This window comes from Variovorax sp. Root434, assembly GCF_001426595.1.
GTDB lineage: Bacteria > Pseudomonadota > Gammaproteobacteria > Burkholderiales > Burkholderiaceae_C > Variovorax.
The window spans coordinates 625,364-645,371 of the sequence record NZ_LMEK01000025.1 but is presented as its reverse complement, the minus strand read 5'-3'; the positions used below and the strand labels follow the sequence as shown (position 1 = coordinate 645,371).

20 protein-coding genes are annotated in these 20,008 nt (G+C 65.5%); 11 read left to right on the top strand and 9 right to left on the bottom strand.

Going from position 1 to position 20,008, the window contains the following annotated elements:
* The first annotated feature begins 101 nt into the window (after window positions 1–101).
* Entirely contained in the window at window positions 102–350 is a 249-nt protein-coding gene (locus ASD05_RS23715) for a hypothetical protein (protein ID WP_056597609.1), read from the top strand.
* Window positions 351–491: 141 nt separating this feature from the next.
* Here the strand turns inward: ASD05_RS23715 and ASD05_RS23710 are convergent, their stop codons facing one another.
* The 3 genes from ASD05_RS23710 to ASD05_RS23700 are packed head-to-tail and all read right to left on the bottom strand — an operon-like array spanning window position 492 to window position 3,415.
* Window positions 492–1,193, bottom strand: coding sequence for an ABC transporter ATP-binding protein (locus ASD05_RS23710; RefSeq protein WP_056597608.1), 702 nt, complete (start codon window positions 1,191–1,193; stop codon window positions 492–494).
* Between the two features lie 3 nt (window positions 1,194–1,196).
* Window positions 1,197–2,000: an ABC transporter permease gene (locus tag ASD05_RS23705; RefSeq protein ID WP_056597607.1), complete on the bottom strand. Its 804-nt coding sequence runs from the start codon at window positions 1,998–2,000 to the stop codon at window positions 1,197–1,199.
* A complete protein-coding gene (locus tag ASD05_RS23700) occupies window positions 1,997–3,415 on the bottom strand; it encodes a mannose-1-phosphate guanylyltransferase/mannose-6-phosphate isomerase (RefSeq protein WP_056597606.1) in 1,419 nt (472 codons plus the stop codon). Before ASD05_RS23700 ends, ASD05_RS23705 begins: the two co-directional genes overlap by 4 nt.
* Window positions 3,416–3,715: 300 nt before the next feature.
* On the opposite strand from ASD05_RS23700, the gene ASD05_RS23695 reads away from it, so the two are divergent.
* Together ASD05_RS23695 and ASD05_RS23690 are read left to right on the top strand one after the other, a co-directional pair.
* The gene (locus ASD05_RS23695) at window positions 3,716–5,491 is read left to right on the top strand and encodes a glycosyltransferase family 2 protein (protein ID WP_200955476.1); all 1,776 of its coding nucleotides are present in this window, start codon (window positions 3,716–3,718) and stop codon (window positions 5,489–5,491) included.
* Complete coding sequence (locus tag ASD05_RS23690) at window positions 5,491–6,474, top strand: glycosyltransferase family 2 protein (protein WP_056597604.1); 984 nt, start codon at window positions 5,491–5,493, stop codon at window positions 6,472–6,474. Before ASD05_RS23695 ends, ASD05_RS23690 begins: the two co-directional genes overlap by 1 nt.
* A 1-nt stretch (window position 6,475) precedes the next feature.
* On the opposite strand, the gene ASD05_RS23685 is transcribed toward ASD05_RS23690, so the two are convergent.
* Window positions 6,476–7,222, bottom strand: a complete 747-nt coding sequence (locus ASD05_RS23685; protein ID WP_056597603.1) for a glycosyltransferase family 2 protein — start codon at window positions 7,220–7,222, stop codon at window positions 6,476–6,478.
* Between the two features lie 45 nt (window positions 7,223–7,267).
* On the opposite strand from ASD05_RS23685, the gene ASD05_RS23680 reads away from it, so the two are divergent.
* Together ASD05_RS23680 and argB are read left to right on the top strand one after the other, a co-directional pair.
* Complete coding sequence (locus ASD05_RS23680) at window positions 7,268–8,365, top strand: glycosyltransferase family 4 protein (protein ID WP_056597602.1); 1,098 nt, start codon at window positions 7,268–7,270, stop codon at window positions 8,363–8,365.
* Between the two features lie 186 nt (window positions 8,366–8,551).
* Complete coding sequence (gene argB / locus ASD05_RS23675; protein WP_056597601.1) at window positions 8,552–9,445, top strand: acetylglutamate kinase; 894 nt, start codon at window positions 8,552–8,554, stop codon at window positions 9,443–9,445.
* Window positions 9,446–9,464: 19 nt separating this feature from the next.
* Here the strand turns inward: argB and galE are convergent, their stop codons facing one another.
* Entirely contained in the window at window positions 9,465–10,481 is a 1,017-nt protein-coding gene (galE, locus tag ASD05_RS23670) for a UDP-glucose 4-epimerase GalE (RefSeq protein ID WP_056597600.1), read from the bottom strand.
* Between the two features lie 134 nt (window positions 10,482–10,615).
* Here galE and slmA point away from each other — a divergent pair, with 134 nt between their 5' ends.
* The 4 genes from slmA to ASD05_RS23650 all read left to right on the top strand — a co-directional run bounded on the left by slmA (window position 10,616) and on the right by ASD05_RS23650 (window position 13,800).
* Window positions 10,616–11,266 carry a nucleoid occlusion factor SlmA gene (gene slmA / locus ASD05_RS23665; protein WP_056597599.1) on the top strand — a complete coding sequence of 217 codons (651 nt, stop codon included), beginning with the start codon at window positions 10,616–10,618 and terminating at the stop codon, window positions 11,264–11,266.
* A 174-nt stretch (window positions 11,267–11,440) separates the two neighbouring features.
* Window positions 11,441–12,043 carry a DUF1326 domain-containing protein gene (locus ASD05_RS23660; protein ID WP_056597598.1) on the top strand — a complete coding sequence of 201 codons (603 nt, stop codon included), beginning with the start codon at window positions 11,441–11,443 and terminating at the stop codon, window positions 12,041–12,043.
* 61 nt (window positions 12,044–12,104) lie between these two features.
* The gene (locus ASD05_RS23655) at window positions 12,105–12,920 is read left to right on the top strand and encodes a DUF2182 domain-containing protein (RefSeq protein WP_056597597.1); all 816 of its coding nucleotides are present in this window, start codon (window positions 12,105–12,107) and stop codon (window positions 12,918–12,920) included.
* Window positions 12,921–12,924: 4 nt separating this feature from the next.
* Entirely contained in the window at window positions 12,925–13,800 is an 876-nt protein-coding gene (locus ASD05_RS23650) for a DMT family transporter (RefSeq protein WP_414930065.1), read from the top strand.
* A 13-nt stretch (window positions 13,801–13,813) separates the two neighbouring features.
* Here ASD05_RS23650 and ASD05_RS23645 read toward each other — a convergent pair whose 3' ends face one another.
* Genes ASD05_RS23645 through ASD05_RS23630 form a run of 4 tightly spaced genes read right to left on the bottom strand, consistent with a single transcriptional unit; the run spans window position 13,814 to window position 18,102 of the window.
* Window positions 13,814–14,872 (bottom strand): malate/lactate/ureidoglycolate dehydrogenase, encoded by a 1,059-nt coding sequence (locus ASD05_RS23645; protein WP_056597595.1) that lies wholly within the window; start codon window positions 14,870–14,872, stop codon window positions 13,814–13,816.
* 3 nt (window positions 14,873–14,875) lie between these two features.
* Window positions 14,876–15,808, bottom strand: a complete 933-nt coding sequence (locus ASD05_RS23640; RefSeq protein WP_056597594.1) for an SMP-30/gluconolactonase/LRE family protein — start codon at window positions 15,806–15,808, stop codon at window positions 14,876–14,878.
* Window positions 15,809–15,828: 20 nt separating this feature from the next.
* Complete coding sequence (locus ASD05_RS23635; RefSeq protein ID WP_056597593.1) at window positions 15,829–17,355, bottom strand: UxaA family hydrolase; 1,527 nt, start codon at window positions 17,353–17,355, stop codon at window positions 15,829–15,831.
* Window positions 17,356–17,385: 30 nt separating this feature from the next.
* Window positions 17,386–18,102, bottom strand: coding sequence for a FadR/GntR family transcriptional regulator (locus ASD05_RS23630; RefSeq protein WP_007839003.1), 717 nt, complete (start codon window positions 18,100–18,102; stop codon window positions 17,386–17,388).
* Between the two features lie 121 nt (window positions 18,103–18,223).
* On the opposite strand from ASD05_RS23630, the gene ASD05_RS23625 reads away from it, so the two are divergent.
* Window positions 18,224–18,958: an SDR family oxidoreductase gene (locus tag ASD05_RS23625; RefSeq protein ID WP_056597592.1), complete on the top strand. Its 735-nt coding sequence runs from the start codon at window positions 18,224–18,226 to the stop codon at window positions 18,956–18,958.
* Between the two features lie 87 nt (window positions 18,959–19,045).
* The gene (locus ASD05_RS23620; RefSeq protein ID WP_056597591.1) at window positions 19,046–19,894 is read left to right on the top strand and encodes a fumarylacetoacetate hydrolase family protein; all 849 of its coding nucleotides are present in this window, start codon (window positions 19,046–19,048) and stop codon (window positions 19,892–19,894) included.
* The last annotated feature ends 114 nt before the right edge of the window (window positions 19,895–20,008 follow it).

Here is a 20,008-nt window from a genome sequence, read left to right as displayed (position 1 = left end):
GACCGTAAGTCGCGGTACTTCGGCGGCTGTTTCCGAGAAGGTGTGCTCGAAAAACGCTTGGATGCCGAAGGGCTGTTTAAATATGCAGTATTTTAGAAAGCATGAGCAACACGCCGGCGAACCTCTGGATTGCCACCTTCGCGCACTGGCCGCAGCAGTGGCACACCGTTGACCCCCTCAATCTGGAGAAGACCGACGTCCCGACAACTTCTCGGGGCACGCGAATGAGCGCCGTGAACGCGTGCACCGAGGGCATGGAGAAATCGCCGACGTTCAAGGACGCCTTGGCCCGTGGCAAGCGCCTCGTTTGGCCATTCGCATCGCCGGCATCCGCTCTTGATCAGCGATGAATAGATCGCTGAGTTCGGGCTCAAAGATTGCGTAGTTGCCGGACTGATCAACGTCAACCGGGCGTGTGATTTTTGCCGTCAGTGCCGAGTGCAATCTGGCAGCGTGATCCGCCTGCGGATGTAGGCCTGTCGTTGCTTGTTTTACTGCTCGACGATCCGCCCATGCTCGAGGTGGATCACGCGGTTGCATTCCTTGGCGATCAGCTCAGGCGAATGCGAGGCCAGCACCAGAATGCCGGACTTCGAAACCACGTCTCTCATCCGCTTTTCGGCTTTCTCGGTGAACTCCGCATCGCCCACCGAGAGCCATTCATCCATCAACAGGATGTCTGCCTGAACGCTGGTCGAGATCGAGAACGCAAGCCGCATCATCATGCCGGTCGAATAGGTGCGCACCGGCATGTTGACGTACTCGCCCAGTCCGCTGAACTCGCAGATGTCGGGCGTGAGGCGGTCGATTTCTTTCATGCTCATGCCCATCACGAGTCCGCGCAGCATGATGTTTTCGATGCCCGTGGCATCCATCTCGATGCCGAGCGACGGGTCGATCAGGCTGGCGACCGAGCCCTGCCGCGTGAACTCGCCCGACGACGGTTCGTAGACGCCGGCCAGCGTGCGCAGCAAGGTCGACTTGCCTGCGCCGTTGTGACCCACCAGGCCGAGCCGGTCACCGCTCTTGAGTTCGAGGTTGACGCCACTGAGCGCTTGAACCACGGTCACGCCGGTTTCCTTGCCGAAGCGTCCGCCAGTCACGGAGGCTGCAAGCGTCTTCTTGAGGGAGTTGGCACCAGCGCCATAGATCGGGAAGTTGACCGCGACGTTTTTGAGTGAAATGAATGCCATGGATCAGAGCCAGTAGACGACGCGGCGGCGGTACTTCGAGAACAGAAGAATGGCGAGGGTCAGACACATCACCGTCCAGACCAGGATGCCGATCCAGCTATGGATGTGTGCAACGCCGCCCATCAGCGGGGTGCGCAGGAGGTCCAGCATTTGTGCGAACGGATTCCACAGCACGTACTTGGCGCGTCCGGGAAGGCTCTCGGGCAGCCAGAACACCGGCGTCAGGAACATCAGCATCTGCATCACGCTAGTGACGATTTGCGTGACGTCGCGATAGCGCGTACAGATGAGGCCCAGCAGCAGTCCCAAGGCATGCGCATTGATGATCAGGATGGCAAAAGCCGGCAAGACGAGCAATACCGACCAGGATAGCGAAATGCCGGCCCAGATCGCCACCGGGATGTAAAGCACGATCTGATGGGCAAACTGGATCAAGTTGCGAGCCAGGCTGCGCCAGACGAACAGGCTGATCGGAAAGTAGCCTTGCTTGAGATAGTTGGACGACCCGACGAAGGCATTGCAGGCATCCGTAACGATGCTGGAGAAGAATCCCCAGAAGATGATGCCGAGCGCCAGGTGCGGAAAGAACCTGGAAAGCTCGGTGCCGAACAGCGAGCTATACAGCGGGCCCATGCCGCCGATCATCACGCCCATGCTCAAGGTGAGCCACATCGGGCCGAGCATCGAACGGCGATAGCGCAGAACAATGTCGAACCAGGCGAGGGTCCACCAGATGTCGGTGCGGCGGGTGCCTTGCCACCAGTCAGATAAGGCGCTTCGGTGTAGATTGGAATGGACTTGGCTCATGTACGTCCGTAAGTGTCCGCAAGGCGGACGATGTCGTCTTCGCCCAGGTAGCCACCACACTGCACTTCGATGAGCACGAGCTCTTCGTCGCCGGTGTTGGTGAGGCGGTGTTTCTCTTTCAGGGGAATGTAGCGGTATTGGCCGGGGAGGGTCTGGTGCTCGACGTCTCCGATCTGCACGATGCCCTGGCCTTGTACCACTACCCAATGCTCGGCGCGCTGGTGATGATATTGGAGCGAGAGCGCTTCACCGGGCCGGACCGTGATTCGCTTGACCTTGTAGCCTTCTTCTTCCTTGAGCGAGGCGTACGTGCCCCACGGGCGGTGGACCACTGGCGGCAGATGCACGGTCTCGTGCTTGCGGGCCTTCAGTACATCGACGACTTTTTTCACCTTCTGTGCACTGTCCTTGTGGAGCACGAGCAGCGCGTCTGGCGTATCGACGATCACGAGGTCGTGGACGCCCACGGTAGCAACGACCTTCGGTCCATAGCTCTCGACCTGCACATGCGTACCGGTCGTGTCGAGTGCCACCACGTCGTCGGGCAACGTGTTGCCGCTGGCGTCGGGGGTCAAGGCGTTGGCAACGGCGGGCCAGGAGCCCACGTCGCTCCAGCTGAATTTGGCGGGAACCACATGAACATTGGAGGCGCGTTCCAACACTGCATAGTCGATGCTGATGTCCGGTTGCAGGCCGAATGCATGAAGATCGAAATTCACGGATTCGCCCGCGGTCTTGGCAGTTTCCAAAGCATGCCTTGCTGCCCGGATCACGTCGGGGGCATGCTTTTCGAGGGCCGCGATGATTGTGTCTGCCGTGAAGGCGAACATGCCGCTGTTCCAATAGTAGCGACCCGTGGCCAGGTACTTCTGTGCTGTCTCGAGGTCGGGCTTCTCGACGAAACGCTTGACTCCCTGGCTCTCGCGCGAGACATGCTCGACCTCGATATAGCCGAAACCCGTATCGGGGCTCGTCGGGCTCACGCCGAATACCACGAGGTTGCCTTCCTGGGCCAGGCGGAAAGCCTCGGTCGCACTGGCGACGAAAGCATGCACGTCGGGCACGAGGTGGTCTGCAGAAAGAACAAGCATGACCGTATCGCCGCTGAACTGGTGCGCGCACTGCAGCGCAGCCAACGCGATGGCCGGGCCGGTGTTGCGTCCCTTGGGCTCGAGAAGAAAGGTCGTGGCCGGGGGGTCGCTCATCTGCCCGAGCACGTCCTTCGTGAGGAACAGATGATCCTTGTTTGTAACGATCATCAGGTCGCCCGTGCCGCAGGCCTGACCGCGTTCGACGGCCTGTTGCAGCAGCGTTGAGTCGCCGATCTTCATGAATGGCTTGGGAAAAGCCTGGCGCGAAGCAGGCCAGAGCCTGGAACCGGCGCCTCCCGAGAGCACCACTGAGAGTAGCCTCATTGTTTTCCTTTAGCTTTTTAACCAGCCAATTTTACGGGCAGCCCTCCGATGATCGGTCTTGGGGCGAAACGGCTGCGGCTGTCCTTTGTTGCGCGTGGTTGCGAAGATAATCCCCTCCCGCAAGGTCGGCCCTCCATGTTTCGGCATTGCTCGGTCTATCTCAGGTACTTCCTGACAAGCTCCGCCTCACCCGTTCTCCGCGATGCGCATCCTATGAAATCTGTCTATCGATTCATCCTCGGCCTGGCCGGACTCTGGCAAGGCCCCGGACTGATGGGGCGCGTTCAGCGGGCATGGCGAATGTTCAAGAAATCGGGCTGGCCGGGCATCCGCTGGGAGCTGGGCCGGCGCTTCGGCGGCTACAACAACTATTCGTCCTGGGTGCGCCGCTACGACACGCTGACGCCCGAGTTGCGCGACCGCATTGCCCAGCGCGTGGCCGCCATGAAAGACCGGCCCCTGATCTCGGTCGTCATGCCCACCTACAACCCGAACCCCGGCTGGCTGCGCGAGGCCATCGAATCGGTGCGGGCGCAGATCTACCCGAACTGGGAGCTCTGCATCGCCGACGATGCCTCTCCCTCGGCGGAGGTGCGCCAGATACTCAAGACCTACAGCGAGAGCGACCCCCGAATCAAGGTCTTCTTCCGCCCCGAGAACGGCCACATTTCGGCCGCATCCAACAGTGCGCTGGAACTGGTCTCGGGCCCCTGGGTCGCGCTGATGGACCACGACGACCTGCTCCCCGCGCATGCGCTCTTCTGGGTGGCAGATTGCATCGCGGCCCATCCCGACGTGAAGCTGATCTATTCCGACGAGGACAAGGTCGACGAGGGCGGCCACCGGTTCGGTCCCTACTTCAAGTGCGACTGGAACGTCGATCTCTTCGGCTCGCAGAACATGTTCAGCCACCTCGGCGTGCTTTCGACCGAGCTCATGCGATCGGTCGGTGGTTTCCGCGTTGGCATGGAAGGTTCGCAGGACTGGGACCTCGTGCTGCGCTGCATGGAGCGCGTCGAGCCCGGGCAGATCCGCCACATTCCGCGCGTGCTGTATCACTGGCGCGTGCACAGCGAGAGCACGGCCCGTTCGATGAGCGCCAAGCCCTACGCGGCCATCGCGGGCGAGCGTGCCCTCAACGAGCACTTCGTGCGCACCGGTGTGCGCGCCAGCGCCGAACACCTCGACTTCGGCTACCGGGTGCATTACGCCTTGCCCGATGTCTTACCCTTGGTTTCGGTAATCATCCCCACGCGCAACGCCCTGAAACTGACGCGCCAGTGCGTGGAGTCGATCCTCGCGAAGACCAGCTATTCGAACTACGAGATCATCATCGTCGACAACGGCTCCGACGATCCGGACACGCTCGCTTGGTTCAAGCGCATTGCTTCGGAAAAGCCGAATGTCCGCGTGCTGCGCGACGACCGCGACTTCAATTACTCGGCGCTCAACAACGGTGCGATCCCCGCAGCGAACGGCGAAATCCTCGCGCTGGTGAACAACGACATCGAGGTCATCACGCCCGACTGGCTGAGCGAGATGGTTTGCCTGGCCGTTCAGCCGGGTGTGGGGGCGGTGGGGGCCCGGCTCTGGTATCCGAACAGGACACTGCAGCACGCGGGCGTGATCCTCGGCATCGGCGGCATTGCGGCGCATGCGCATCGGGGCATGCCGGTCGGGCGTGAAGGTTATGGCGGCCGCGCTGCACTGATTCAATCGTTCTCCGCCGTCACGGCGGCCTGCCTCGTGATTCAGAAACGGCACTACCTCGCTGTTGGCGGCCTCGATGAAGTGCATCTGAAGGAGTCCTTCAACGACATCGACTTCTGCCTGCGCCTGCGCGAAGCGGGCCTGCGCAATGTCTGGACGCCGTATGCGGAACTGTTCCATTACGAGTCCGCGACCCGTTCGAAGAACATGTCCCCGAAGAGGCAGGCGCAGTTCCAGGAAGAGTCCGCCTACATGCACCAGCGCTGGGGCGATCTCATCCAGAACGACCCCGCTTACAGCCCCAACCTCATGCTGGCCCGCGAGGACTTCAGCTACGCCTGGCCGCCCCGCCTGCCTCCGGTCTGATGGCCCTCGACGTTTCCGTCGCGCTCTGCACCCGCAACGGCGCGCGCTATCTCCCCGAGCAGATCCGCAGCATCTGCACGCAGACGCCGTTGCCGCGGGAGATCGTGCTGTCCGACGACGGTTCGACCGACGACACCCTGGCCGTCGTGCGCGACACCCTTGCGCAGTGCGACGTGGCCGATCGGATCGAATTGCGCGTATTCAGCAACGTGCCGCCCCTGGGCGTCACGCGCAATTTCGAGCAGGCCGTGCGCGCCTGCAGCCATGACCTCATTGCCTTGTGCGACCAGGACGATGCCTGGCATCCTGGCCGGCTCGCGCGCATGGTGGCGCAATTCGAGTCCCGTCCCGACCTGTTGCTGTTGCACACCGACGCACGCCTCGTCGATGCGGAGCTGAAACCGTTGGGCTCCACGCTCTTCCATGCACTGGAAGTGCAGCCCGTAGAGCTGGAGGCCATCGCGCACGGCGAGGCCTTCGGCGTGCTGCTGCGGCGCAATCTCGTGACCGGCGCCACCACGGTGTTCCGCAAGACCTTGCTCGAAGTCGCGCTGCCGTTCGCGCCCGAATGGGTGCACGACGAGTGGCTGGCCGCCGTGGCCGCGGCCATCGGCCGCATGGACGTGCTGCCCGAACCAACCATCGACTACCGCCAGCACGCGAGCAACCAGATCGGCGCGCGGCGGCTCACCTTGTCCGAGAAGATCGCCAAGGCATTTGTCGAGCGTGGCGACAAGCACGTGGCGCGTCTGCGCCGGGCCGAGGCGTTGCTGCAGCGCCTGCAGCAACTCGGCACCAGGGTGCCAGCCCGTTACCTGGAGGCACAGCGCGACAAGGTTGCGCACCAGCGGTTCCGGGCCGAACTTCCGTCAGCGCGGCCGCTGCGTCTCTTGCCGATCCTGATCGAGGCGGCGCGTGGCCGCTATGCGCGCTTTGGCCGCGGTGGGCACGCCATCGTGCAGGACTTGCTCGAACGCGGCTGACTCAACTGCGAAGCCGCCAGTACCGCCAGAACGCCCCCGACAGCCACACCTTCAGCAGGCTGGTCACGTGCCAGTACAGGTATTTCTTGCTCCGGTGGCTTTCGCGTTGTGCGTCGTGCCGCGCCACCAGGTCTTCGCCCACCTGCAGCTTCCAGCCAGCGAGTCGGGTGCGTGCGCAGATGTCGAAGTCTTCCCCGTACATGAAGAAGCGCTCGTCGAAGCCACCGAGCTGCCGGTACGCCTCGCTGCGAAACAGCATGAACAGCCCTGGAATCCACGCCGGCACGCTGGGCCGCACGTAACCGGGCTTCTTGCGCCCGACGATCTCGAAGGGGGTGAGCATGGCCCGGTGCGGCTCCGGTGTGTTCTTTCCCGGCTCCAGGATGCGTGGTGTCAGCAACCCGGCGTCGGCCGCGGCTTGCGCCAGCAGCGGCGTCAGTACGTCGCTGTCGAAGCGAATGTCCGGGTTCAGCACCAGGAACCACGCCGTGCCGCAGCGCTCGAAGGCCTGGTTGTGATTGGCGCCGAAGCCCTTGGGGCTCGCGTTCCCGATCCGCTCCACCTCGAAGCCCCAGTTGCGGTCAGCGAGCACGTCCGGCTCGGGGATGTTCAATGTGAGCACGACCTTGTCAATGACGGCTCGGCTGTGCCGGTCCAACTGCTCGAGCAGCGGCAGCACCAGCGGGAGCTGGCCGTGGCTCACGATTGAAATGGTGATCGGGGGGCGGGGGGAGGGAGGCGTGGGCATGGTCTAATTTCGCTCGGGAATTCTAGGGTTCCCCAACCCCCACACATGATTGCTCTGATCGTCATCAGTTTCTTCGTCGCCGCTTTCGCGGTCCAGCTGTTCATGCGCCGCGCGCGCAGGCATGCCCGCCTCTATGGCGCCGACATGCCTCAGCGCTTCCACAAAGGCCATGTGCCGCGCCTGGGCGGTGCGGGCATCCTGCTGGGCATGGGCGTGGCATGGCTGGCAGCCGGCGTCACCGGCACCGATCCGTTCAACGTGTCGTGGCCCGTCAAGACCTCGATGCTCACGTTGTTGTGCATCGCGCCGGCAGTGCTGGGCGGCATCGTCGAAGACGTCACCCAGAACGTCAAGGTGCGCTACCGGCTGGGGCTCACCATCGGCTCCGCGCTGCTCGTGTGCTGGCTGCTGGGGCTGGGCGTGGCGCGCACCGGCTCCGAAACGGTCGACGGCTGGCTGGCGATGATTCCCTTTGCCACCGTGCTGTTCGCGGCCCTGGCCATCGGCGGCCTGCCGCATGCCTTCAACATCATCGACGGCTACAACGGGCTCGCGGGCACGGTCGCCGTGCTGGTGTGCCTGGCAATTTCCCACGTGGCGCTGCAGGTCGGCGACCGGCAGCTGGCGGCCATGGTGATCTGCCTGGTCGGCGCCACATTCGGCTTCCTGGTGTGGAACTACCCGCGCGGCAAGATCTTCGCCGGCGACGGCGGGGCCTACGTCTGGGGCATGGTGATCGCCGTGGCCTGCGTGACGCTGGTGCAGCGCCACCGCGTGGTGTCGCCCTGGTTCCCGATGCTGTTGCTGATCTACCCGGTGTGGGAGACGCTGTTCTCCATCTACCGCAAGCTGGCGCGCGGCCAGTCGCCGGGCACGGCCGACGCATTGCACTTTCACCAACTGATCTTCCGCCGCATCGTGCGCGTGGCCTTCGCGGACGACGAGGCCCGGCAGCTGCTCGCACGCAACAACCGCACTTCGCCGTACCTCTGGATGTTTGCTGCGCTGTCGGTGGTGCCGGCCGTGCTGTTCTGGAACAACACCATCGTGCTGATGTTCTTCTGCCTGCTGTTTGTCACGACCTATGTGGGCGCGTACCTGATGATTGTGCGTTTCAAGGTGCCGCGCTGGCTGCGTCCGTGAACCGGCACACCCCCAGGCTTCGCGCACTTCGTGTCGCTGCGCCAACCCCCTTGCAGGGGGCAACACCGGTGGCCCGGGAAAGCCGGTTCCACGGTGTTCCCGCGCAGTCAGTCGGCTGTCACCGCGATTGCGCGAGAATTTGAGCCTCACCTGATCGTCCACTGTTGCTTTGGAGCCTGACCGCCCATGACCGCCCCCGTCCTCAACATCCCCCCCCGCGACAAGGCCGAGATCCTGGCCCAGGCGCTGCCGTACATCCGCAAGTTCCACGGCAAGACCATCGTCATCAAGTACGGCGGCAACGCCATGACCGATCCGGCGCTGCAGGCCGACTTCGCGGAAGACGTGGTGCTGCTCAAGCTGGTCGGCATGAACCCGGTGGTGGTGCACGGCGGCGGCCCGCAGATCGAGGCGGCGCTCAACAAGCTCGGCAAGAAGGGCAGCTTCATCCAGGGCATGCGCGTGACCGACGCCGAGACCATGGAAGTCGTCGAATGGGTGCTGGCCGGCGAGGTGCAGCAGGACATCGTGGGCCTGATCAACCAGGCCGGCGGCAAGGCCGTGGGCTTGACCGGGCGCGACGGCGGCCTGATTCGCGCGCAGAAGCTCAAGCTGGCCGACCGCACCGACCCGAACCTGCACCATGACGTGGGGCAGGTCGGCGACATCGTCTCCATCGACCCCAGCGTGGTCAAGGCCCTGCAGGACGACGCCTTCATCCCCGTGGTCAGCCCGATCGGCTTCGGCGAGGAGAACGAGAGCTACAACATCAACGCCGACGTCGTCGCCGGCAAGCTCGCCACCGTGCTCAAGGCCGAGAAACTCATGCTGCTGACCAACACGCCCGGCGTGCTCGACAAGGACGGCAAGCTGCTCACCAACCTGAGTGCGCGAGAAATCGACGACCTGTTCGCCGACGGCACGATCTCGGGCGGCATGCTGCCAAAGATCGAAGGCGCGCTCGACGCGGCCAAGAGCGGCGTGAACGCGGTGCACATCATCGACGGCCGGGTGCCGCACGCGATGCTGCTGGAGATCCTGACCGACCAGGCTTACGGGACGATGATTCGCGCGCGCTGAAAGTCAATTGCGAGAGGTGCTAGCGGTACCCTTCCGGGTTGCGCTGCTGCCAGCGCCAGCTGTCGGCGCACATCTGATCGAGACTGCGGCGCGCGCGCCAGCCCAGCGTCGTCTGGGCAAGTGATGGATCGCCCCAGTAGGCGGGGACGTCGCCCGGCCGGCGCGGACCGATCTCGAAGGGTAAGGGGCGTCCACTTGCACGTTCGAAGGCCCGCACCACTTCCAGCACCGAGGCTCCCTGCCCGGTTCCCAGGTTTAGGGTAACGAGGCTCGATCGGATCTCCGCGTGTTTCAAGGCCGCGACGTGGCCTTCAGCAAGGTCCATCACGTGGACATAGTCACGCACTCCGGTGCCGTCCGGTGTTGGATAGTCGGCGCCGTGTATCTGCAATTTGTCGCGTTGCCCCACGGCGACCTGGCAGACGAAGGGCATCAGATTGTTCGGCTTGCCGTGAGGGTGTTCGCCAATCAATCCGCTTTCATGCGCGCCGACCGGATTGAAGTAGCGAAGCAGCGCGATGCGCCAGCCGGGCTGCGAGCGATAAAGGTCGACGAGCGCTTGTTCCACCATGAGCTTGGAGCGACCATAGGGGCTCGCCGGCCGCAAGGCGGCGTCTTCCGGGATCGGCGAGTGCTCCGGTTCACCGTAGACCGTGGCCGACGAGGAAAAGATCAGTGTGTTGACGCCGGCATCCCGCATCGCAGAGGCAAGCATCAGACTGCCGCCCACGTTGGTGTCGTAGTACGCCAGCGGGTCGGCCACAGATTCGCCCACTGCCTTGAGGCCTGCGAAATGGATCGCGGCTGCGAACCGCATTTCTGCGAACACACGGGCAAGCAGCGCGGCGTCGCGCACGTCGCCTTGAATGAATTGGACCTTGCTGCCGGTGATCTGACGCAGCCGCTCCAGGACGCGCACGTCGCTGTTGCAGAGGTTGTCGAGAATCACGGGCACATAGCCGGCTGCAGCCAGCGCCACGCAGCTATGGCTGCCGATGAAGCCGGCGCCGCCGGTGACCAGGATACGTTGGCTCATGAAGTTCTATCGATTGCCAGGGAAAGTAGATTTTGAACGAGCTTTCGCGAGACTGTCGGCGCGCTCAGCCGGAGAAGGCGCGTGCTCACAGCCCTGTGCGAGAATCAATTGATTACATCTTTGCACGCGCTCCCATGCAGAACGAAGAGACGACCAGTGCTTCCGGCGTAGAGACCTCTGCGGAAACGCTCACCCCCCCGACGCGCAAGCGCCCCAAGCCGGGTGAGCGGCGCGTGCAGATCCTGCAGGCGCTCGCCGCCATGCTCGAGCAGCCCGGCGCCGAGCGGGTCACCACCGCTGCGCTGGCCGCGCGGCTCGAAGTGAGCGAGGCCGCGCTTTACCGCCACTTCGCCAGCAAGGCCCAGATGTTCGAGGGCCTGATCGATTTCATCGAGCAGAGCGTCTTCACGCTGGTCAACCAGATCCTGGAGCGCGAGGGCGCCACTGGCGCCCAGCAGGCCGCCAAGATCCTCACGCTGCTGGTCCAGTTCGCCGAGCGCAACCCCGGCATGACCCGCGTCATGGTGGGCGATGCGCTGGTCTATGAAAACGAGCGCCTGCAGCAGCGCATGAACCAGTTCTTCGACAAGATCGAAGCCACGCTGCGCCAGGTGCTGCGCGGCGCCGCCGCGGCCGATGGTTCAGCCACGCCCAGCGTCGATGCGCAGGTCCGCGCCGCGGCGCTCACGGCCTTCGTGGTCGGGCAGCTCCAGCGCTTTGCGCGCTCGGGTTTCCGCCGCGCGCCTTCCGAGCACCTCGAAGCAACGATCGCATTGATCGTTTGATTCGTCCCTGTCGGGGCGATGGCTCATCGCCCCGGTGACAGGGTACCCAGGTGACGGCGCGCGGCCCGGCATCGCGCTCGACTTGCTTCGTTGCGAAGCGTAGGATCAGCGCCCCTTGCCGCCCCGTCGCGGCGACAAGTCCGTGTTCGTGTGGCTTCTTGAACGGAGGTTCGTATGAGCTATCACCTGGAAGGTCGCCTGCTCGAGGTATGCAACTGCAACGTCCTTTGTCCCTGCTGGATCGGCGAGGATCCTGACAGAGGCACCTGCGACACGATCGTCGCGTGGCGCATCGATAAGGGAACGATCGACGGCATCGACGTCGGCGGCAACACCATCGCGGCCGTGGCGCATGTGCCCGGAAACATCCTGGAAGGCAACTGGACGGCGGCGATCTTCGTCGACGAAAGCGCCTCCAAGGAGCAGGAAGAAGCGCTGCTCAAGGTCTACACCGGGCAGGCCGGCGGACCGATTGCCGACCTGGCCAAACTCATCGGCCAGGTCGTGTCGGTCGAGAGGGCGCCGATCCGCTTCACCGTGAACAACGGCAAGGGCGAGCTGGAGATCGGCAAGGACTACTACGCCGAACTCGAGCCCTACCGCGGCGCGACCGGCGGCCAGACCACCCTTTCCGACACCGTGTTCTCGACGGTTCCGGGCGCGCCGGTGTTCGTCGGCAAGGCCCCGACCTACCGGTCGAAGAATGCTGCGCTGGGCATCGACCTCGACATCAAGAACCACAACGCGCTGCAGAGCACCTTCGTCTTCGACGCATGAGCGCCGCGCCGGGCCGCCCCAAGCAAGCTCGCACCGCAATGCGAAGCACGAAGGTTGCCCAATGAACCCGGCGGCCGGCTCGCCGCCGCGCAACGTCTCGCGTCACCGCCGTGTGTTCCTGCCGGTGCTTGTTGCGCTGATCACGCTCGCGTGGATGGCGTTGTGGGCCTGGGCGCGCAGTCCTTATGGACGCTATCTCGAACACGGCGACTGGACCGCCTCGGGCCCGGCCGCGTTCCTGTGCCAGGTCGTTCCCGCCGGCGACGTGGTCGTGCCCATGGTGCTCTACGCCGCTTCGTGGATTCTCATGACGGCGGCCATGATGCTGCCGACCACGCTGCCGTTGTTCAACGCCTTCGACAGGTTGACCGAGGGGCGCCCGGATCACGGGCGCCTTCTCGTGCTGCTGGGGCTGGGCTACATGGCGGTGTGGGGCGCCTTCGGGCTGCTGGCGTACGCACTCCACAGTGCGGTGCTGGCCCTGCTCGCCAGCGCGCCGACCCTGGCGTGGCACGGCTGGGTGCTCGGTGCCGCGACCATCGCGCTGGCTGGAGCCTTCCAGTTCAGCCGTCTCAAGCACCGGTGCCTGGAGAAGTGCCGCACGCCGCTGAGCTTCGTCGTCGAGCATTGGCGGGGACAGGCGCAGGCCAGGCAGGCGTTCGCGCTGGGCACGCACCACGGCCTGTTCTGCGTCGGCTGCTGCTGGGCGCTGATGTTGTTGATGTTCGCGCTCGGCACCGGCAGCCTCGGCTGGATGCTTCTGCTCGCGGCCGTCATGGCGCTAGAAAAGAACGTTCCCTGGGGCCATCGTCTCAGCGCGCCGCTTGGGTTCGCGTTGCTGGGCTGGGCCGTCTTCATGGTGGCGATGCATGTCTGAAGCCATGTCTGAAGGGCGCCGCGGCCCGTCTATCCTGCAGACCATTGCCCTTACCGCGGTGGCCATGGTCGCGTTCGCGGCCAACTCGCTGTTGTGCAGGCTCGCGCTGCAGCAACGGGGCATCGATCCCGCCAGCTTCGGCAGCATCAGGCTGGTTGCCGGTGCGATCACGCTTGCGCTCGTCGTGCGGCTCAGGGTGCGGCCGTCCGTGGCCGGGCGGGCCGACTGGCTTGCCGCTGCCATGCTGTTCGCCTATGTCGCGTTCTTCTCTTTCGCCTACCTCAGCCTGTCCGCGGGTACGGGTGCGCTGATTCTGTTCGGTGCGGTTCAGCTCACGATGCTCGGTGCGGGTCTGGGCTCCGGCGAGCGCTTCGGGCCTGCTGCATGGTTCGGTTTTGCCCTGGCGGCGGTCGGACTCGTGTACCTGGTGTCCCCGGGGATTTCCGCGCCGCCGCTCCTTGGCGCCGTGCTGATGGCAGTGGCGGGCGTGGCGTGGGGCATGTATTCATTGCGCGGCCGCGGTGTGGCCGACCCGCTGGCCGCCACTGCGCGCAACTTCACGCGGGCGGTGCCGCTCGCACTCGCGCTGAGCCTGTGCTTCGTGGCAAGCACGCATGCGGACGCGACCGGTGTTGCGCTTGCCGTGGCTTCCGGCGCGCTGACCTCGGGTCTCGGCTATGTCGTCTGGTATGCGGTGCTGGGCCGCCTTTCGGCGATGCGGGCAGCCACCGTGCAACTGTCGGTGCCGCTGCTGGCCGCGTTCGGTGGCGTGCTGTTCCTGTCCGAGGCGATCACGCCGCGGCTGGCGGCTGCCTCCGTGGCGATCCTGGGAGGCATCGCGCTCGTGCTGAGCCAGAAGTCGCGAAGCGTGCGCCGCTAGCCGGCGTCAGCCCTTACGCGATGGCCACGCCCACCTTGGCACCCGCCGCGACGATCTCCCCCCACGTCGCCTCATCGACCCAGATCCCGTCCCGCCGCCGTGCAGCCCGCGCCTTGCGTTCCGGTTCGCCGGCAATCTGCACTTCGTCGAAGCCCTGTCCCGGCGGGCTCTGCCGCAGCCATTCGACGAACTCCCGCGCCTCCTGGTCGAACGATGTCTGCGTGCCCAGGCGCGCCGGGTCGATCAGCACCGTCAGCATGCCGTTGAGCACCGTGCGGGTCGTGTCGGCCGGCCGGTGCCATGTGCCACCGCCCGTGAGTGCACCGCCCAGCAGCTCGCACGCCACGGCCATGCCGTAGCCCTTGTGCTCGCCGAAGGTCATGAGTGCGCCGAACAGGCCGTTGCCCTGCGGCACGACCACCACGCCGGGGTCGTTGGTCGGTGCGCCGTTCTCGTCGATCAGGTAGCCGTCGGGCACGCGCTCGCCCTTGTTGTGCGCCACGCGCATCTTTCCCTGCGCGACGCGGCTGGTCGCGTAGTCGAGCACGAAGGGGTCCGCGCCCGCGAGCGGAATGCCGATACAGCACGGGTTGGTGCCGAAGCGCCCGTCGCCGCCGCCCCACGGCGCGACCACCGGCCGCGACAGCACGTTGACGAAGTGCATCGACACCAGCCCCTGCGCCGTCGCCATCTCGGCAAAGTGCCCGATGCGTCCCAGGTGGTGCGCATGCGAGAGCGTGAAGATGCAACTGCCGTGCTGCTTCGCCCGCGCAATGCCGAGTTCCATCGCCTGCACGCCGACGATCTGCCCATAGCCGTGCTGGCCGTCGAGCCCCATCAGCGTGCCGATGTCGAGGTTGACGCGCACGGCGGCATTCGGCTTCAGCCCGCCCTCGGCCACCGCGTCGACGTACCGCGGCAGCATGCCCACGCCGTGCGAGTCGTGGCCGCTGAGGTTCGCCAGCACGAGGTTGGCGGCCACCTGTTGGGCTTCGGCCGGCGTGCTGCCTGCGGCTTCGAGGATGCGGGCGACGGTGGCTTGCAGGCCATCGGCCTCCAGTGTTCTGGACATGGATCAGACTCCCTTCGCGTTCAGCGTGATGGCATAGAGCGACGTGGTCGCACAGATGAAAAGCCGGTTGCGCTTCGGCCCGCCGAAGCAGACATTGGCCACGCGCTCGGGCAGCAGGATCTTGCCGAGCAGCGTGCCGTCGGGGTGGTAGGCGTGCACGCCGTCGAGCGCGCTGGTCCAGATGCGGCCTTCGGTGTCGAGCCGGAAGCCGTCGAACAGGCCGCTGGTGCATTCGGCGAACACTTCGCCACCGCTCAAGGTGCGGCCATCGGCGCCGACCTTGAACTTGCGGATGTGCCGCGGCCCGTCCGCCGCATGGCTCGCACCGGTGTCGGCGATGTACAGCAGCGATTCGTCGGGCGAGAACGCCAGCCCGTTGGGCTTCACGAAGTCGTCGGCCATGCGCTCGACCTCGCCGCTCGCGGGGTCGATGCGATAGACGTGGCAGGCGCCGATCTCGCTGTCCGCCTTCAGGCCTTCGTAGTCGGAGAGGATGCCGTAGCTCGGGTCGGTGAACCACACGCCGCCGTCCGAATGCACGACCACGTCGTTCGGTGAATTGAGCCGCTGGCCCTGCCAGTGCGAAGCCAGCACGGTGATCGATCCGTCGTGCTCGGTGCGCGTCACGCGCCGCGTGAGGTGCTCGCAGCTCACGAGCCGGCCCTCGCGGTCGACCGTGTGGCCGTTGGCGTTGTTCGACGGCTCGCGGAAGATGCCGACCGTGCCGTTGACCTCGTCGTAGCGCAGCATGCGGTTGTTCGGAATGTCCGACCACACCAGCGTGCGGTGCGCGCCGAACCAGGCGGGGCCTTCGCACCAGCGCGCACCGGTCCACAGGCGTTGCACGCGCTCGGGGCCGGGAATGCAGGTCTTGAAGCGAGGGTCCAGGTGTTCGAAGCCGGTGCCGTCGAGGAAGCCGAAGGGGAGTGTGGCCATGGGGTTCCTTGTCGATGGATTCACATCACGGCGCCGACCTGCCACGGAACGAACTCGTTCTGGCCGTAGCCGTGCTGCTCGCTTTTCGATTGCGCCCCCGAGGCGGTCGCGAGCACCAGCTCGAAGATGCGCTGGCCCATCTCCTGGATCGATGCCGTGCCGTCCACGATCTCGCCGCAGTTGATGTCCATGTCTTCTTCCTGCCGCTGCCACAGCGCCGAGTTGGTCGCGAGCTTGAGCGAGGGAGAGGGCGCGCAACCGTACGCCGAGCCGCGCCCGGTCGTGAAGCAGATCAGGTTGGCGCCGCCGGCCACCTGGCCCGTGGCGCTCACCGGGTCGTAGCCCGGCGTGTCCATGTAGACGAAGCCGTGCGCGCTGACGGGCTCCGCATACTCGTACACCGCCTCCAGGTTGCTCGTGCCGCCCTTGGCGACCGCGCCCAGCGACTTCTCGAGGATGGTGGTGAGCCCGCCCGCCTTGTTGCCCGGCGAAGGGTTGTTGTTCATCTCGCCTTCGTTGATGGCGGTGTAGTGCTCCCACCACTTGATGCGGTCCACCAGCTTCTGGCCGACTTCGCGTTTCACGGCACGGCGCGTCAGCAGGTGCTCGGCGCCATACACCTCGGGCGTTTCGCTGAGGATGGCGGTGCCGCCGTGCGCCACCAGCAAATCGACCGCCGCGCCCAGCGCCGGGTTGGCGCTGATGCCCGAGTAGCCGTCGGAGCCGCCGCACTGCAGCCCGATGGTGATGTGCGCCGCGCTGCACGGCTCGCGCTTCACAGCGTTGGCGCGCGGCAGCATCTCGTTGATGAGCGCCACGCCTTTCTCCACCGTCTTGCGCGTGCCGCCCGTGTCCTGGATGTTGAAGGTGCGGAAGTTCTCGCCCTCGGCCAGGTGGCCGGTTGCGAGCCAGGCGTTGATCTGGTTGGCCTCGCAGCCGAGCCCGACCACCAGCACTCCCGCGAAGTTCGGGTGCGTGGCGTATCCCGTGAGCGTGCGCTCCAGGATCTGCATGCCCATGCCCTCGGTGTCCATGCCGCAGCCGGTGCCGTGCGTGAGCGCGACCACGCCGTCGACATTCGGGAACGCCGCAAGTGCCTGCGGATTGGTCTTGCGCGAGAAGTGGTCGGCAATGGCGCGCGCGGCCGTGGCCGAGCAGTTCACGCTGGTCAGCACGCCGATGTAGTTGCGCGTGGCGACGCGGCCGTCAGGGCGCTTGATGCCCATGAAGGTGGCCTCGCGCTTGGCGGGTGCGGGCTTCACGTCGGCGCCGAAGGCGTAGTCGCGTTCGAAATCTCCCTTGTCCGGGCCCATGTCGAGGTTCTGCGTGTGCACGTGCTCGCCGGCGGCGATGGGCTTGCTCGCGAAACCGATGATCTGGTTGTAGCGGCGCACGGGCTCTCCCTGCGCGATGGCGCGCATGGCGATCTTGTGGCCCGGCGGGATCAGGCCGCGCACGGCCACGTTCTCGACGACGGTGCCGCCGAGCAGTTGCGAGCGCGCGATGACGACGTCATCGGCGGGGTGGAGTCGGATGTAGGGAGTCATCGTGAGTGTCTGCCGGCGCTTGTATGTTTGTCAGGAGGCCTTGGTGCGGCGCCAGCTCGCGCTGAACCGCTGGTGGAACTTGTCCATGTGATGGTGCATTGCGTCGCGCGCCGCGGCCGGGTCGTGCGCCGCAATGGCGTCGAGGATGGCTTCGTGCTCGCCGATGGCGGCCTGCCACGAGTCCATGGTCTCGAAGTAATCGATCATCCGGGCGAAGATCGGCCCATGCCGCGACTCCCAGAAGCCCTGCACCGTCTCGGTCAGCACCACGTTGTCGCAGGCGTTGACGATGGCCAGGTGAAAGGCGCGATCGCCCTCGTGCGGCACCTCGTTGCGTGCGGCCATCTCGCGCATCATGCGGATCGCGCGGCGCATGGCGTCCACGTCCTTGCGCTTGCCGTACTGGGCGGCGGTGGCGGCGGTCTCGCCTTCCACCAGGCGGCGCGCGCGGATGATTTCGAGCGGGCCCCATTCGACGCCGGCTGCGCCGTTGGCTGGCGGGGCCGCTCGGTGCGACCTGTCGAGCACGTACACGCCCGAGCCGGTGCGGATCTCGACCCAGCCTTCGACCTCCAGCGCAATCAGCGCCTCGCGCACCGAGGGCCGGCTCACGCCCAGCTGCGCGGCCAGGTCGCGCTCGGCGGGAATGCGCGCGCCCACCGCGAACTCGCCCTTGCCAATGAGCACGCGCAGCTGCTCGGCAATCTGGCGGTAGAGGCGCTGGGGTTCGAGGGTCTGGATCGGCACGGGAACGAAAAGGAGAAATCGAAGGGGTTAAGGGTTGTCCTGAATTGGACAAGTGGTAAGGCCAATTCAGAATACGATACACCGCCCGGATCAACATCGGGCCTAACCCGAGGAGACACCCATGAGATTGAAGGGAAAGACCGCGCTGGTCACCGCCGCCGGCCAGGGCATCGGCCACGCCAGCGTGCTTGCCATGGCCGCCGAAGGCGCGCAGGTCTGGGCCACCGACGTCAACGAAAAGCTGCTCGAACGCTACGCCGGCATGCCCAACGTCACCGCGCTCAAGCTCGACGTGCTCGACAAGGCCGCCATCGGCGCTCTGGTGGCGAAGCTGCCCGCGCTCGACGTTCTCTTCAACTGCGCGGGCGTGGTGCACAACGGCACCATCGAGCAGGCCACCGACGACGAGCTGCTGTTCGCCTTCAGCCTCAACGTGCGCGCCCAGATGTGGACCATCCAGGCCGTACTGCCCGGCATGCTGGCGGCCGGGCGCGGCAGCATCATCAACATGGCCAGCGTGTGCTCCAGCATGAAGGGGCTGCCCAACCGCTTTGTCTACGGCACCACCAAGGCAGCGGTGCTGGGCCTCACCAAGAGCGTGGCGGCCGACTACGTGGCCCGGGGCATCCGCTGCAATGCCGTGTGCCCCGGCACGGTCGACACGCCCTCGCTCGGCGACCGCATCAACGCCAATGCCGACCCCGACGCCGCGCGCAAGGCCTTCATCGCGCGCCAGCCCATGGGCCGGCTCGCGCAGGCCGAGGAGATCGCGCCGGTGGTAGTGTTCCTTGCGAGCGACGAATCGATCTTCGCTACCGGTCAGGCCTTCACGGTCGACGGCGGCATCACCATATGACCCGCTCGACTTCGCGGGCCACCGGTGCGGTCTCCGACCTCTCCAGTGGCCGCTCCACGTATTGATTCAATGCACTGAAAGGAAAGCATGAAACTCGTCCGCTATGGCAACCCTGGCAAGGAAAAGCCCGGCCTCATCGACGACAAGGGCCAACTCCGCGACCTGAGCGCGGTCGTCAAGGACATCGGTCCCGACCAGCTCGGCGATGCCGCCATTGCCAAGCTGCGCAAGCAGAAGATCGACAAGCTGCCGCGGGTCAAGGGCAAGCCGCGTTTCGGCAGCCCCGTGGCCAACGTCGGCAAGTTCATCGCCATCGGGCTCAACTACGCGGACCACGCGGCCGAGTCCGGCCTGCCGGTGCCCAAGGAACCCGTGGTGTTCATGAAGGCCAACAGCTGCATCCAGGGGCCGAACGACCCCGTGATGCTGCCCAAGGGCTCCGTCAAGACCGACTGGGAAGTCGAGCTCGGCGTGGTCATCGGCGCGCGCGCCCGCTATGTGTCGCAGAAGAGCGCGCTCGACTACGTGGCCGGCTACTGCACCATCAACGACGTCAGCGAGCGCGAATACCAGATCGAACGCGGCGGCACCTGGGACAAGGGCAAGGGTTGCGACACCTTCGGCCCGCTCGGCCCCTGGCTCGTCACGCGCGACGAAATCGAGAACCCGCAGAAGCTCTCGATGTGGCTCGACCTGAACGGCCAGCGCGTGCAGACGGGCAGCACCAAGACCATGATCTTCAGCGTGGCCAAGATCGTCAGCTATGTGAGCCAGTTCATGACGCTGATGCCCGGCGACGTCATCACCACCGGCACGCCCCCCGGCGTGGGCATGGGCATGAAGCCGCCGCTGTTCCTGAAGAAGGGCGACGTGATGACGCTGGGCATCGAAGGCCTGGGCGAACAGCGCCAGGAAGTGATTCCCTTCAAGCTCTGATTGGATTGACTCGCCCCCAGGCTTCGCGCACTTCGTGTCGCGCGCGCCTTCCCCCTACCGGGGGCACCACCTGCGGCCCGGCAAAGCCGGTTCCGCGGTGGTTCCCGTGAAGAG

What these genes read in the sequence shown, in the direction of transcription:
- ASD05_RS23655 (WP_056597597.1), top strand. Translation starts at nt 12,105, where the DNA reads ATGAACCCGGCGGCCGGCTCGCCGCCGCGCAACGTCTCGCGTCACCGC.
- ASD05_RS23625 (WP_056597592.1), top strand. Translation starts at nt 18,224, where the DNA reads ATGAGATTGAAGGGAAAGACCGCGCTGGTCACCGCCGCCGGCCAGGGC.
- ASD05_RS23715 (WP_056597609.1), top strand. Translation starts at nt 102, where the DNA reads ATGAGCAACACGCCGGCGAACCTCTGGATTGCCACCTTCGCGCACTGG.
- argB (WP_056597601.1), top strand. Translation starts at nt 8,552, where the DNA reads ATGACCGCCCCCGTCCTCAACATCCCCCCCCGCGACAAGGCCGAGATC.
- ASD05_RS23680 (WP_056597602.1), top strand. Translation starts at nt 7,268, where the DNA reads ATGATTGCTCTGATCGTCATCAGTTTCTTCGTCGCCGCTTTCGCGGTC.
- ASD05_RS23645 (WP_056597595.1), bottom strand. Translation starts at nt 14,872, where the DNA reads ATGTCCAGAACACTGGAGGCCGATGGCCTGCAAGCCACCGTCGCCCGC.
- galE (WP_056597600.1), bottom strand. Translation starts at nt 10,481, where the DNA reads ATGAGCCAACGTATCCTGGTCACCGGCGGCGCCGGCTTCATCGGCAGC.
- slmA (WP_056597599.1), top strand. Translation starts at nt 10,616, where the DNA reads ATGCAGAACGAAGAGACGACCAGTGCTTCCGGCGTAGAGACCTCTGCG.
- ASD05_RS23705 (WP_056597607.1), bottom strand. Translation starts at nt 2,000, where the DNA reads ATGAGCCAAGTCCATTCCAATCTACACCGAAGCGCCTTATCTGACTGG.
- ASD05_RS23690 (WP_056597604.1), top strand. Translation starts at nt 5,491, where the DNA reads ATGGCCCTCGACGTTTCCGTCGCGCTCTGCACCCGCAACGGCGCGCGC.
- ASD05_RS23685 (WP_056597603.1), bottom strand. Translation starts at nt 7,222, where the DNA reads ATGCCCACGCCTCCCTCCCCCCGCCCCCCGATCACCATTTCAATCGTG.
- ASD05_RS23640 (WP_056597594.1), bottom strand. Translation starts at nt 15,808, where the DNA reads ATGGCCACACTCCCCTTCGGCTTCCTCGACGGCACCGGCTTCGAACAC.
- ASD05_RS23695 (WP_200955476.1), top strand. Translation starts at nt 3,716, where the DNA reads ATGTTCAAGAAATCGGGCTGGCCGGGCATCCGCTGGGAGCTGGGCCGG.
- ASD05_RS23620 (WP_056597591.1), top strand. Translation starts at nt 19,046, where the DNA reads ATGAAACTCGTCCGCTATGGCAACCCTGGCAAGGAAAAGCCCGGCCTC.
- ASD05_RS23710 (WP_056597608.1), bottom strand. Translation starts at nt 1,193, where the DNA reads ATGGCATTCATTTCACTCAAAAACGTCGCGGTCAACTTCCCGATCTAT.
- ASD05_RS23650 (WP_414930065.1), top strand. Translation starts at nt 12,925, where the DNA reads ATGTCTGAAGGGCGCCGCGGCCCGTCTATCCTGCAGACCATTGCCCTT.
- ASD05_RS23635 (WP_056597593.1), bottom strand. Translation starts at nt 17,355, where the DNA reads ATGACTCCCTACATCCGACTCCACCCCGCCGATGACGTCGTCATCGCG.
- ASD05_RS23660 (WP_056597598.1), top strand. Translation starts at nt 11,441, where the DNA reads ATGAGCTATCACCTGGAAGGTCGCCTGCTCGAGGTATGCAACTGCAAC.
- ASD05_RS23700 (WP_056597606.1), bottom strand. Translation starts at nt 3,415, where the DNA reads ATGAGGCTACTCTCAGTGGTGCTCTCGGGAGGCGCCGGTTCCAGGCTC.